Genomic DNA, 13,266 nt, shown 5'->3' on the forward strand with positions numbered 1-13,266 from the left:
TTACTTGGCCTCCGCTTCAAAGTTGATTTCCTGGCCCGGCTTCAGGCAGACGTACGCCTTCTTCACGTCCTTGCGCTTGCCCATGAAGCGACCAAAGCGCTTGGCTTTGCCCTTCGCGACCAGCACGTTGACGGAGTCGACTTCCACCTTGAACAGCAGTTCGACTGCAGCTTTCACTTCCTGCTTCGTGGCATCCGGCGCGACTTCGAACACAACCTGCTCGTTCTTGTCGGCCACCAGCGTCGCCTTTTCGGAGACCACCGGCGCGAGCAGGACCTGCATCAAACGATGATCGTTCTTGCGAATCTCGCTCATGACAGCAACTCCTCGATCTGGGCGACCGCAGCCTTCGTGATCAGGATCTTCTTGAAGTAGATCAGCGACAGCGGGTCGGCGTAACGCGGCTCCACAACCGCCACGTGGGCGAGGTTGCGCGACGCGAGGTACAGGTTTTCGTCAACCGTGTCGGTAATCACGAGCACGGAATCGAGACCCATCGCCTTGAATTTTTCGGCCAGCAGCTTCGTCTTCGGCGCTTCGAGCGTCAACTCGTCGACCACCGAGATGCGGCCTTCGCGGGCCAGCTGCGAGAAGATCGAGCAGAGACCTGCACGATGCATCTTCTTGTTGACCTTGTGCGAAAAGTTTTCTTCCGGCGAATTCGGGAAAATACGGCCACCGCCGCGCCACAGCGGGCTCGACGACATACCGGCACGGGCGCGGCCCGTACCCTTCTGGCGCCACGGCTTCTTGGTCGTGTGTTTGACCTGCTCACGATCCTTCTGCGCGCGGTTGCCGCTACGGGCATTCGCCTGGTACGCCACCACCACCTGGTGAATCAGGGCTTCGTTGTAGTCACGGCCGAACACGACGTCCGACGCGCTAACGCCTGCACTTTCCTGACCATTGGCATTCAGGAGCTTAAGTTCCATTATTTCGCTCCTTTCACGGCACGCGTCTTCACGGCCGGCGTAACGAATACCTTGCCACCCTTCGCACCCGGAACGGCGCCCTTGACCAACAGCAGCTTGCGGTCAGCGTCGATACGAGCGATTTCGAGGTTTTGCACCGTTACCTTCTCATCACCCATGTGACCGGTCATGCGCTTACCCGGGAAAACACGACCCGGATCCTGCGCCATACCGATCGAGCCCGGCACATTGTGCGAGCGCGAGTTACCGTGGGATGCACGGCCAGACGAGAAGTTATAACGCTTGATGGTCCCGGCGTAGCCTTTACCGATCGACACACCTTGCACGTCGACCTTCTGACCCACTTCGAACAGCTCGGGACCAACCACGGCGCCGCTCGACAGTTCGGCAGCCTTAGCGGCATCGATCTGGAATTCTTTGAGGATTTCACCGGCTTGAACACCGGCTTTGGCAAGATGGCCCGCCAACGGCTTCGTCACGCGGGATGCACGGCGCGTACCGAAGGCAACCTGCACGGCCGTGTAGCCGTCGGTTTCAACAGTCTTGATCTGCGTCACGCGGTTGTCGGACACGTCCAGCACGGTGACGGGAATCGAATCCCCTTCAGCCGTGAAGATACGGGTCATGCCAACCTTGCGACCTACGAGTCCAAGGCTCATCGTTTTCTCCATTCCCGACTGCGATTGGTCGGGGCTAATTTACAAAATGCCGGCACCGCCTCGGGCATGAAACCATGCTGCAGGACGCCGACTTTTTTACGCAAATGCGCGAAAAGCTCAATAGTATAGCGAGCCTTTTCGTTTTCCGCAAGCAATCAATGACTTAGCGTTGCCTAGGTGGCCGGGCAAGGGCTGGAAGCCTTACTGCAGCTTGATTTCAACGTCCACGCCAGCCGGGAGATCCAGCTTCATGAGCGCGTCGACGGTCTTGTCCGTCGGGTCAACGATGTCCATTAGGCGCTGGTGGGTGCGGATTTCGAGCTGGTCACGCGACGTCTTGTTGACGTGCGGCGAACGCAGGATGTCAAAGCGTTGAATGCGGGTCGGCAAGGGTACGGGACCACGAACAATCGCGCCAGTCCGCTTTGCCGTATCGACGATTTCAGCTGCCGATTGGTCGATCAGGCGATAGTCGAAAGCCTTCAGGCGAATGCGGATTTTCTGGTTCTGCATGACAAATTCCTTGAAAAGAGCGAGGCGATATTGCATCGCCGATTAGAAAAAGAACGTAGGCTCGGACGCTCGCGCAGAGCGAGTGCCCGAGCCCAGGCGCTACAGACTGCTACAGCAATCGTCGATTTTACTCGATGATCTTGGCGACGACACCAGCGCCGACCGTACGGCCGCCTTCGCGAATTGCGAAGCGCAGACCTTCTTCCATCGCGATCGGGTTGATCAGTTTCACCGTGATCGACACGTTGTCGCCCGGCATCACCATTTCCTTGTCCTTCGGCAGCTCGATCGAGCCCGTCACGTCCGTCGTACGGAAGTAGAACTGCGGACGGTAGTTGTTGAAGAACGGCGTGTGACGGCCGCCTTCGTCCTTGCTCAGCACGTACACTTCAGCCGTGAAGTGCGTGTGCGGGTTGATCGAACCCGGCTTGGCCAGAACCTGACCACGCTCCACGTCTTCACGCTTCGTGCCGCGCAGCAGGATACCAACGTTGTCGCCTGCCTGACCCTGGTCGAGCAGCTTGCGGAACATTTCCACGCCCGTGCAGGTCGTCTTGGCCGTTGCGCGGATACCGACGATCTCGATTTCCTCGCCAACCTTGATCACGCCGCGCTCGACGCGACCCGTCACCACCGTGCCGCGACCCGAGATCGAGAACACGTCTTCCACCGGCATCAGGAACGCACCGTCAACCGCGCGCTCCGGCGTCGGGATGTACGTGTCCAGCGCATCGGCCAGGTTCATGATCGCTACCTCGCCCAGCTCGCCCTTGTCGCCTTCCAGCGCCAGCTTGGCCGAACCCTTGATGATCGGCGTGTCGTCGCCCGGGAAGTCGTACTTCGACAGAAGTTCGCGAACTTCCATCTCGACGAGTTCCAGCAGCTCGGCGTCGTCCACCATGTCGCACTTGTTCAGGAACACGATGATGTACGGAACGCCAACCTGACGCGCCAGCAGGATGTGCTCACGCGTTTGCGGCATCGGGCCGTCGGCAGCCGAGCACACCAGGATTGCGCCGTCCATCTGCGCCGCGCCCGTGATCATGTTCTTCACGTAGTCTGCGTGGCCTGGGCAGTCGACGTGTGCGTAGTGGCGGTTAGCCGTTTCGTACTCGACGTGCGCGGTGTTGATGGTAATGCCACGCGCCTTTTCTTCCGGCGCCGCGTCGATCTGGTCGTACGCCTTCGCTTCGCCGCCAAACTTCTGCGTCAGGACCGTCGTGATCGCTGCCGTCAGCGTGGTCTTGCCGTGGTCAACGTGACCGATCGTGCCCACGTTCACGTGCGGCTTGGTCCGTTCGAATTTACCTTTAGCCATGTTTCTCTTCTTTCAGAAAGTTAATCGTTGAATGACTTTGCCACGCAATTACTTCGACTTCGCGTTAATGATCGCTTCCGACACGTTACGCGGAGCTTCAGCGTAGTGCTTGAACTCCATCGTGTACGTTGCACGGCCTTGCGTCAGCGAACGCAGCGACGTCGAGTAGCCGAACATTTCCGACAGCGGCACTTCGGCGCGAACGATCTTACCGCCGCCAACCATGTCATCCATGCCCTGAACAATACCGCGACGGCCAGAGAGGTCGCCCATCACGTTGCCCATGTAGTCTTCTGGCGTTTCGACTTCGACAGCCATCATCGGTTCGAGGATGACCGGCTGTGCCTTGCGCATCGCTTCCTTGAACGCCATCGAACCGGCCATGCGGAACGCGTTTTCGTTCGAGTCGACGTCGTGGTAGGAACCGAACGTCAGGTGAACCTTCACGTCCACGACCGGGAAGCCCGCCAGCACGCCGGCCTTCAGCGTTTCCTGGATACCCTTGTCGACTGCCGGGATGTATTCACGCGGAATCACACCGCCCTTGATCTCGTCCAGGAACTCGTAGCCCTTGCCTTGCTCGTTCGGCTCGAGCGTGATGACCGCGTGACCGTACTGGCCGCGGCCACCCGACTGCTTGACGAACTTGCCGTCAACGTCTTCCGCCTTGCCGCGAATCGTTTCGCGGTAAGCCACCTGCGGCTTGCCAACCGTTGCTTCAACGCCGAACTCACGCTTCATCCGGTCGACCAGAATTTCCAAGTGGAGCTCGCCCATGCCCGAAATAATGGTTTGACCCGATTCTTCGTCCGTTTGAACTCGGAACGACGGATCTTCCTGCGCCAGACGGTTCAGAGCCAGACCCATCTTTTCCTGGTCCGGCTTGGTCTTCGGCTCAACAGCCTGCGAAATCACGGGTTCCGGGAAAACCATGCGCTCGAGCACGATCGGGCTCGTCGGATCGCACAGCGTGTCTCCCGTGGTCGCGTCCTTCAGGCCGACCGCAGCAGCGATGTCGCCTGCGCGCACTTCCTTGATTTCTTCGCGCTGGTTCGCGTGCATCTGCAGAATACGGCCCAGACGTTCCTTCTTGTCCTTGGTCGCGTTCAGCAGGGTGTCGCCCGAATTCACAACGCCAGAGTACACACGGAAGAAGATCAGTTGGCCGACGAACGGGTCAGTCATGATCTTGAATGCCAGTGCCGAAAATTTTTCGTCGTCAGCAGCGCGGCGCTCACCCTTTTCACCGTTTTCCAGCTCGCCGGTAACCGGCGGGATGTCGATCGGCGACGGCAGGAAGTCGAGCACGGCGTCCAGCATGCGCTGCACACCCTTGTTCTTGAACGCGGTGCCGCACAGCATCGGCTGGATTTCGCAAGCGATCGTACGGTCGCGCAGACCCTTGATGATTTCCTCTTCGGTCAGCTCTCCCGACTCGAGGTACTTGTTCATCATGTCTTCGTTCGCTTCAGCCGCGGCTTCGACCATCTTTTCACGCCATTCGTTGCATGTGTCGACGAGCTCTGCCGGGATGTCTTCGTACGAGAACTTGGTGCCTTGGGACGCGTCGTCCCAAATGATCGCCTTCATCTTCATCAGATCGACGACGCCTGTGAAGTTCTCTTCCGCGCCGATAGGCACGACGACCGGAACCGGGTTCGCCTTCAGACGCAGCTTGAGCTGGTCGTAGACCTTGAAGAAGTTCGCGCCGGTACGGTCCATCTTGTTGATGAACGCAAGACGGGGAACCTTGTACTTGTTAGCCTGACGCCACACGGTTTCCGACTGGGGCTGCACGCCGCCCACAGCGCAGTACACCATGCACGCGCCGTCGAGCACGCGCATCGAGCGCTCGACTTCAATCGTGAAGTCGACGTGACCCGGGGTGTCGATGATGTTGATGCGGTGTTCGGCGCGGTCGCCCGCCATGCCCTTCCAGAATGCCGTGGTAGCAGCGGAAGTAATCGTGATGCCGCGCTCCTGTTCCTGCTCCATCCAGTCCATGGTGGCAGCACCGTCGTGAACTTCACCAATCTTGTGGTTCACGCCCGTGTAGAACAGAATGCGCTCGGTCGTCGTCGTTTTGCCGGCGTCGATGTGAGCGCTAATACCGATGTTGCGGTAGCGCTCGATAGGAGTCTTGCGAGCCACTTTGATCCTCTATTGGGATGACGCGATGCGAGAGATGCCCATCGCGCTGTAACACAAACGGGCGAGGCGCCTTTGAAGCGCACCCGCCCGGAATTTCTTTCCGTTTTCCGCTAAACCCGGGGTCGGGAAGCTTAGAAACGGAAGTGCGAGAACGCCTTGTTGGCTTCTGCCATCCGGTGAACTTCGTCGCGCTTCTTCATCGCGCCGCCACGGCCTTCGGCCGCTTCGGAGAGCTCACCTGCCAGACGCAGGGCCATCGACTTCTCGCTGCGCTTCTTCGCGGCTTCACGCAGCCAACGCATCGCCAATGCCATACGACGCGACGGGCGCACTTCGACCGGGACCTGATAGTTCGCACCACCAACGCGGCGGCTCTTCACTTCGACCACCGGCTTGACGTTGTTGAGCGCCACCGTGAACACTTCCAGCGGGTCCTTGCCACCCTTGGTCTGGATCTGTTCGAAAGCGCCGTACACGATACGCTCGGCAACCGACTTCTTGCCGGAGAGCATCAGCACGTTCATGAATTTTGCTACATCAACGTTGCCAAACTTCGGATCCGGCAACACTTCCCGCTTGGGGACTTCGCGACGACGCGGCATGTTTCTTCCTTTACTTTTCAGTTGGAGCTGTTTACAGCCCCGCGGCCACCAACTAACCCGATTCATCTGCAAGACTAACCAGCCTGGTCGGGTGACCACTTACTCGATAGCACCGGCGATTCCGGCACCATCGCTATTACCGCCTTTGCAGGCGACCTGAAACTACGATGACCGGCTAATTACTTGCCAGCCTTGGCACGCTTCGCACCGTACTTCGAGCGAGCCTGCTTACGATCCTTGACGCCCTGGGTATCCAGCGAGCCGCGAACCATGTGGTAACGCACACCCGGCAAGTCCTTCACACGGCCGCCGCGAATCAGCACGACCGAGTGTTCCTGCAGGTTGTGGCCTTCACCACCGATGTACGAAATGACTTCGAAGCCGTTCGTCAGACGAACCTTGGCGACCTTACGGAGTGCCGAGTTCGGCTTCTTCGGCGTCGTGGTGTACACACGGGTGCACACGCCGCGACGCTGGGGGCAGTCCTGCAAAGCCGGGCTCTTGCTCTTCGTCGTTTCCGACGTGCGGCCTTTGCGAACCAGTTGATTGATGGTTGGCATTGATTATTCCTGAAATTGAACAAAATCGACGCATCGGTTTCCGGGCAAAGCGGAAACGCCCGCGCATCGAACTTCCGGCTGGCCCGCTCACGCACGAACTGAAGTTGCGCGTAGGCATTCCAAGAACCGGAACCTAACATAATATTCCGAAAATACTCAGAGAGTCAACAGGTTGCGGTGTTTCGCCCCTGTCAATCCGGCTAAACAGCCAGACGACGTCAGTCTGCCGCTACGACGTGCAGCAATTCGTAGCCGAAACGGTCCAGTTTACGCGCCCCCATGCCCGGAATCCCGCGCAGATCGTCGATCGAATCGGGGCCGAGGCGGGCGATTTCCGCGAGCGTCGCGTCATGGAAAATCACATAAGCCGGCACCCCGTCGCTCTTTGCGGTTTCTGTGCGCCACATGCGTAGACGCTCCCAGCGGGCCCGCTCGCGAGGGCCCATGCCGATGGTCGGATCCGCGCGCTCGCTCGTACGACCCGACGATTGACGCGTGCGTGTCGGCTTGACGTAGCGGCGCATCGTCACCTTCTGCTCGCCCTTGAGCACCGGCTTGCTCGCCGCCGTCAGCACGAGCGAACCGAAGCCCTCGTGGTCGACCGTCAGGTAACCGAATGTGACGAGTTGGCGGAAGATCGCACGCCACTCCGGCTCACCGAGCGCCGCGCCGATACCGAACGTGGTCAGCTTCTCGTGGCCGCGCTGCAGGATTTTTTCGCTGCGGTTGCCACACAAAATATCTATCAGGTGTCCGGCTCCGAAATGAAAGCCGCTCGCACGCTGCGCGCGAAACACGCACGACAGCGCCATCTGAGCCTCGCGCGTTGCATCCCAGGTCGGCGGCGGCTCAAGGCAGTTGTCGCAGTTGCCGCACGGCTGGCTCGTTTCGCCGAAGTACGCGAGCAGGCGCACCCGCCGGCAAGTCGCCGTTTCGCACAAACCGAGCAGCGCGTCGAGCTTGCCGGTCTGGACGCGTTTGTGCGCGTCGTCTGCTTCGGATTCGTCGATCATCTTGCGCTGCTGCACGACGTCGCCGAGCCCGTAGGCCATCCACGCGTTCGACGGCAGTCCGTCGCGGCCCGCGCGGCCGGTCTCCTGGTAGTACCCTTCCACGCTCTTGGGCAAATCCAGATGCGCGACGAACCGCACGTCGGGTTTGTCGATGCCCATGCCGAACGCAATCGTCGCGCACATCACGATGCCTTCCTCGCGCTGGAACATCTCCTGATGTTTCTGGCGCACCTCGAACTCCATGCCGGCGTGGTACGGCAGCGCGCGCATGCCCTTTTCCTTCAGCCACTCCGCGGTTTCCTCGACCTTGCGGCGCGACAAGCAATAAACGACGCCCGCGTCGGTCGTACCGTCGGCTTTCGTATGCTCGGCGCGGATGAAGTCGAGCAGTTGCGTGCGCGCGTTGTCTTTTTCGGCGATGCGATAGCGGATGTTCGGCCGATCGAAACTCGACACGAACACGCGCGCATCGTCGAGCGCGAGACGGTGGATGATTTCGTCGCGCGTGATCGCGTCGGCGGTCGCCGTCAGCGCGATGCGCGGGACATTCGGAAAGCGCTCGTGCAGCACCGACAGCTGAATATATTCGGGCCGGAGAATCGTGTCCCCATTGCGACACGCAGTGCGCTTCGTCGATCGCGAAAAGACCGATGCGCGTGCGTTCGAGCAGTTCCTGGAAGCGCGGCGTCATCAGCCGCTCCGGTGCGACGTAGAGCAGATCGATGTCGCCGTCGCGGAGCGCCCGCTCGGTGGCCACCGCCTCCGCGCTCGACAACGTTGAGTTCAGGTACGCGGCCCGCACGCCGACTTCGGTCAGCGCGGCCACCTGATCCTGCATCAGCGCGATCAGTGGCGACACCACGATGCCGGTGCCAAAGCCGCATTCGCGCCGCACCAGCGACGGGATCTGATAGCACAGCGATTTGCCGCCGCCCGTCGGCATCAGCACGAGGCAATCGCCACCGTCGGCGACGTGCTCGACAATTTCGCCCTGCTGCCCTCTGAACGCGGGATAACCAAAGACTTCATTGAGGATTTCGAGCGGTCGGGACATGTATTTGAGAGAGACGGCGAAAGGAACGGCACGCAGGCGGTGAGACGAATTTTACCAACCCATTCGTGCCGCGCCCGCGCTTTGCGACAACGTTAGCCATCGGGCCTAGGACTGCTCCGGCACGTGGCACCCATGCACGCGCAAAAAGAGCAAAAAAAAAACCGCTCAGTCGAAACTGAGCGGCCTTCGTGGCTCGTGAGGCAAGGCGGCTTGCGCCGCCAGCACTTACTCGCCCGAGTGTTGCTGTTCGGCAGCCGGCGTTTCCGGCGTGCCGAATTCGAACGACTCTTCCGCTGCGATCTGATCGAAACGCTCGCGGTCGGCCAGTTCCTTGCTCTTGCGCGCCTTGTGGAACGCGAGACCCGTACCGGCCGGTATCAGGCGGCCGACGATCACGTTTTCCTTCAGGCCACGCAGGTCGTCGCGCTTGCCCATGATCGCCGCTTCGGTCAGCACGCGGGTCGTTTCCTGGAACGACGCCGCGGAGATGAACGAATCGGTCGACAGCGACGCCTTCGTGATACCGAGCAGCACGTTTTCGTACGTTGCCGGACGCTTGTCTTCCGCGATCATACGGTCGTTCTCGTCGAGCATGTCCGACCGCTCGACCTGTTCGCCCGGGATGAAACGCGTGTCGCCGTTGTCCGAAATCTGCACGCGGCGCAGCATCTGACGCACGATCACTTCGATGTGCTTGTCGTTGATCTTCACGCCTTGCAGACGGTACACGTCCTGCACTTCGTCCACGATGTAGCGCGACAGCGCCTCGACGCCCTGCAGACGCAGGATGTCGTGCGGATCCGCCGGTCCGTCGACGATCATTTCGCCCTTGTTGACGACCTGACCATCGTGCACCAGAACCTGCTTTTCCTTCGCGATCAGGAACTCGTGCTGATTGCCCTCGAGGTCCGTGATAACGAGACGCTGCTTGCCCTTCGTGTCCTTACCGAACGACGTCGTACCCGTGACTTCCGCCAGGATACCCGCGTCCTTCGGCGAACGTGCTTCGAACAGTTCCGCCACCCGCGGCAAACCACCGGTAATGTCACGCGTCTTCTGCGATTCGGTCGGGATACGTGCGAGCACTTCGCCGACCTGCACCTGCTGACCGTCCTTCACGGTGATCAGCGCGCCGACCTGGAAGCCGATCTGCACCGAGTGCTCGGTGTTCGGGATCTTCACTTCCTCGCCGTTCGCATCGAGCAGCTTGACCTGCGGACGCACCGTCTTCGACGCCTGCGAACCACGACGCTTCACGTCGATCACGACGAGCGTGGACAGACCCGTCACGTCGTCGATCTGTTTCGCGACCGTCACGCCTTCCTCGACGTTCTCGAACTTCACCGTACCACCGTACTCGGTGATGATCGGACGCGTCATCGGATCCCACGTGGCCAGTTGCGTGCCAGCCTTGATCTGCGCACCGTCGAGCTGCAGCAGCGTGGCGCCGTACGGCACCTTGTGACGCTCGCGCTCGCGGCCGTGATCGTCGGTGATCATCGCTTCACCCGAACGCGAGATGACGATCTGCTCGCCCTTCGCATTCGTGACGTAACGCATCGTCGACGTGAAACGCACCGTACCGTTCGACTTCGCTTCGACCGACGATGCCACCGCCGCACGCGACGCCGCGCCACCGATGTGGAACGTACGCATCGTGAGCTGCGTGCCCGGTTCACCGATTGACTGCGCCGCGATCACGCCGACCGCTTCGCCGACGTTCACCAGCGAGCCGCGGCCGAGGTCGCGACCGTAGCAGGCCGCGCACAGACCGTAGCGCGTTTCGCAGGTCAGCGGCGTGCGCACGCGCACTTCGTCGATGCCGAGGCGTTCGATGTCTTCGACCGCGTCCTCATCGAGCAGCGTGCCCGCTTCGAACAGCGTTTCCTGCGATTCCGGGTTGACGATATCAGCCACGGCCACGCGACCCAGGATACGGTCACGCAGCGCTTCGACCACTTCACCGCCTTCCACGAGCGCCTTCATCGCCACGCCGTTCGACGTGCCGCAATCTTCCTCGACGACGACCAGATCCTGCGTCACGTCGACGAGACGACGCGTCAGGTAACCGGAGTTCGCGGTCTTCAGTGCCGTATCAGCCAGACCCTTACGTGCACCGTGGGTCGAGATGAAGTACTGCAACACGTTCAGACCTTCGCGGAAGTTCGCCGTAATCGGCGTCTCGATGATCGAGCCGTCCGGCTTCGCCATCAGACCGCGCATACCGGCCAGCTGACGGATCTGAACCGCGGAACCACGAGCGCCTGAGTCCGCCATCATGTAGATGGAGTTGAACGACTCCTGACGCGTCTGGTTGCCGTCGCGGTCCGTGACCGGTTCCGTCGACAGCTGCTCCATCATTGCCTTGCCAACCGCTTCCGACGTCGCCGACCAGATGTCGACCACGTTGTTGTAGCGCTCCTGCGCAGTGACGAGACCCGACATGTACTGACGGTCGTATTCCTTCACCTTCTTCGCGGCGTCGCCAACGATGGTTTCCTTCTGCGGCGGTACGAGCATGTCGTCGACGCAGATCGAAATACCAGCGCGCGTTGCCAGACGGAAGCCTGACTGCATCAGTTGGTCGGCGAAAATCACCGTCTCACGCAGACCGCACTTGCGGAACGCGGTGTTGATCAGACGCGAGATTTCCTTCTTCTTCAGCGGCTTGTTCAGCACAGAGAACGGCAGACCCGGCGGCAGGATTTCCGACAGGATCGAGCGGCCAACCGTGGTCGCATACAGCGTGATCTTCGGCACGAACGCCGGCGCGCCTTCCGACTTGTCTTCGTTGTGGACCATTTCGGTGATCCGCACGTTGACGCGCGAGGCCAGTTCGACTTCCTTGTTCTCGTACGCGCGCAGCACTTCCGACACGCCCGTGAACGTCAGGCCTTCGCCCTTGCCGTTCACCGCTTCACGCGTCGCGTAGTACAGGCCGAGCACGATATCCTGCGACGGCACGATCGACGGATCGCCGTTAGCCGGGAACAGTACGTTGTTCGACGCGAGCATCAGCGTGCGCGCTTCCATCTGCGCTTCGAGCGACAGCGGCACGTGAACGGCCATCTGGTCACCGTCGAAGTCGGCGTTGAACGCCGCGCAAACGAGCGGGTGCAGCTGGATTGCCTTACCTTCGATCAGCACCGGCTCGAAAGCCTGGATGCCGAGACGGTGCAGCGTCGGCGCACGGTTCAGCATGACCGGATGTTCGCGGATCACCTCTTCGAGGATGTCCCACACCACCGGTGTCTGGTTCTCGACTTCCTTCTTCGCAGCCTTGATGGTGGTAGCGACACCCATCACTTCGAGCTTGTTGAAGATGAACGGCTTGAACAGTTCGAGCGCCATCAGCTTCGGCAGACCGCACTGATGCAGCTTCAGCGTCGGGCCGACCACGATCACGGAACGGCCCGAGTAGTCGACGCGCTTACCGAGCAGGTTCTGACGGAAGCGACCGCCCTTACCCTTGATCATGTCCGCGAGCGACTTCAGCGGACGCTTGTTCGCACCGGTCATCGCCTTGCCGCGACGGCCGTTGTCGAGCAGCGAGTCGACGGCTTCCTGCAGCATCCGCTTTTCGTTGCGGACGATGATTTCAGGCGCCTTCAGCTCGAGCAAACGCTTCAACCGGTTGTTACGGTTGATCACGCGGCGATACAGGTCGTTCAGGTCCGACGTCGCGAAACGGCCGCCGTCGAGCGGGACGAGCGGACGCAGTTCCGGCGGCAGCACCGGTAGCACTTCGAGGACCATCCAGTCCGGCTTGATGCCCGAACGCTGAAACGCCTCGAGCACTTTCAGGCGCTTCGCGTACTTCTTGATCTTCGCTTCCGAGCCGGTGTTCTTGAGCTCCGTGCGCAGCAGCTCGACCTGCTCGTCGATGTTGATCGCGCGCAGCAGTTCGCGAATACCTTCCGCGCCCATCTCGGCACGGAATTCGTCGCCGTATTCCTCGACCTTGTTGTAGTAATCCTCCTCGGTCATGATCTGCCGCGCTTTGAGCGGCGTCATGCCCGGATCGATCACCACGTATGCTTCGAAGTACAGCACGCGCTCGATGTCGCGCAGCGTCATGTCGAGCACCATGCCCAGACGCGACGGCAGCGACTTCAGGAACCAGATGTGCGCGACCGGCGAGGCCAGCTCAATGTGGCCCATTCTCTCACGACGCACCTTCGCGAGCGTCACTTCGACGCCGCACTTCTCGCAGATCACGCCGCGGTGCTTCAGGCGCTTGTACTTGCCGCAAAGGCATTCGTAGTCCTTGATCGGACCGAAAATCTTCGCGCAGAACAGACCATCGCGCTCCGGCTTGAACGTGCGGTAGTTGATGGTTTCCGGCTTCTTGACTTCACCGAACGACCACGAACGGATCTTGTCCGGCGAGGCCAGACCGATCTTGATCGCGTCGAAAACTTCAGGTTGTTGGACTTGCTTGAATAGATCGAGCAAAGCTTTCAT

The 13,266-nt window shown here is 60.6% G+C and carries 9 protein-coding genes and 1 pseudogene; all 10 read right to left on the reverse strand.

Going from position 1 to position 13,266, the window contains the following annotated elements:
• Complete coding sequence (gene rplW, locus OKW28_RS34190; RefSeq protein ID WP_008923345.1) at positions 1–315, reverse strand: 50S ribosomal protein L23; 315 nt, start codon at positions 313–315, stop codon at positions 1–3.
• Complete coding sequence (gene rplD / locus OKW28_RS34195; RefSeq protein WP_090802165.1) at positions 312–932, reverse strand: 50S ribosomal protein L4; 621 nt, start codon at positions 930–932, stop codon at positions 312–314. Before rplD ends, rplW begins: the two co-directional genes overlap by 4 nt.
• Entirely contained in the window at positions 932–1,591 is a 660-nt protein-coding gene (gene rplC / locus OKW28_RS34200) for a 50S ribosomal protein L3 (RefSeq protein ID WP_090805499.1), read from the reverse strand. The genes rplD and rplC overlap by 1 nt, the downstream gene beginning before the upstream one ends.
• Before the next feature lie 201 nt (positions 1,592–1,792).
• Entirely contained in the window at positions 1,793–2,104 is a 312-nt protein-coding gene (gene rpsJ / locus OKW28_RS34205) for a 30S ribosomal protein S10 (protein WP_006998489.1), read from the reverse strand.
• 127 nt (positions 2,105–2,231) lie between these two features.
• Complete coding sequence (gene tuf / locus OKW28_RS34210) at positions 2,232–3,422, reverse strand: elongation factor Tu (RefSeq protein WP_129958904.1); 1,191 nt, start codon at positions 3,420–3,422, stop codon at positions 2,232–2,234.
• A gap of 48 nt (positions 3,423–3,470) precedes the next feature.
• Complete coding sequence (gene fusA / locus OKW28_RS34215; RefSeq protein ID WP_090802169.1) at positions 3,471–5,573, reverse strand: elongation factor G; 2,103 nt, start codon at positions 5,571–5,573, stop codon at positions 3,471–3,473.
• A gap of 131 nt (positions 5,574–5,704) precedes the next feature.
• Positions 5,705–6,175, reverse strand: coding sequence for a 30S ribosomal protein S7 (rpsG, locus tag OKW28_RS34220; RefSeq protein WP_006053291.1), 471 nt, complete (start codon positions 6,173–6,175; stop codon positions 5,705–5,707).
• Between the two features lie 179 nt (positions 6,176–6,354).
• Positions 6,355–6,735, reverse strand: a complete 381-nt coding sequence (gene rpsL / locus OKW28_RS34225; RefSeq protein WP_006053290.1) for a 30S ribosomal protein S12 — start codon at positions 6,733–6,735, stop codon at positions 6,355–6,357.
• A 218-nt stretch (positions 6,736–6,953) separates the two neighbouring features.
• A pseudogene (recQ, locus tag OKW28_RS34230) lies at positions 6,954–8,802 on the reverse strand (DNA helicase RecQ).
• 225 nt (positions 8,803–9,027) lie between these two features.
• Positions 9,028–13,266 (reverse strand): DNA-directed RNA polymerase subunit beta', encoded by a 4,239-nt coding sequence (gene rpoC / locus OKW28_RS34235; RefSeq protein WP_018420145.1) that lies wholly within the window; start codon positions 13,264–13,266, stop codon positions 9,028–9,030.

The organism is Paraburkholderia sp. 40, from assembly GCF_050434105.1.
Lineage (GTDB): Bacteria > Pseudomonadota > Gammaproteobacteria > Burkholderiales > Burkholderiaceae > Paraburkholderia > Paraburkholderia tuberum.

Excerpts from the sequence above, each read along its gene's own strand:
- rplW (WP_008923345.1), bottom strand. The coding sequence starts at position 315 with ATGAGCGAGATTCGCAAGAACGATCATCGTTTGATGCAGGTCCTGCTC.
- rplD (WP_090802165.1), bottom strand. The coding sequence starts at position 932 with ATGGAACTTAAGCTCCTGAATGCCAATGGTCAGGAAAGTGCAGGCGTT.
- rplC (WP_090805499.1), bottom strand. The coding sequence starts at position 1,591 with ATGAGCCTTGGACTCGTAGGTCGCAAGGTTGGCATGACCCGTATCTTC.
- rpsJ (WP_006998489.1), bottom strand. The coding sequence starts at position 2,104 with ATGCAGAACCAGAAAATCCGCATTCGCCTGAAGGCTTTCGACTATCGC.
- tuf (WP_129958904.1), bottom strand. The coding sequence starts at position 3,422 with ATGGCTAAAGGTAAATTCGAACGGACCAAGCCGCACGTGAACGTGGGC.
- rpsG (WP_006053291.1), bottom strand. The coding sequence starts at position 6,175 with ATGCCGCGTCGTCGCGAAGTCCCCAAGCGGGAAGTGTTGCCGGATCCG.
- rpsL (WP_006053290.1), bottom strand. The coding sequence starts at position 6,735 with ATGCCAACCATCAATCAACTGGTTCGCAAAGGCCGCACGTCGGAAACG.
- rpoC (WP_018420145.1), bottom strand. The coding sequence starts at position 13,266 with ATGAAAGCTTTGCTCGATCTATTCAAGCAAGTCCAACAACCTGAAGTT.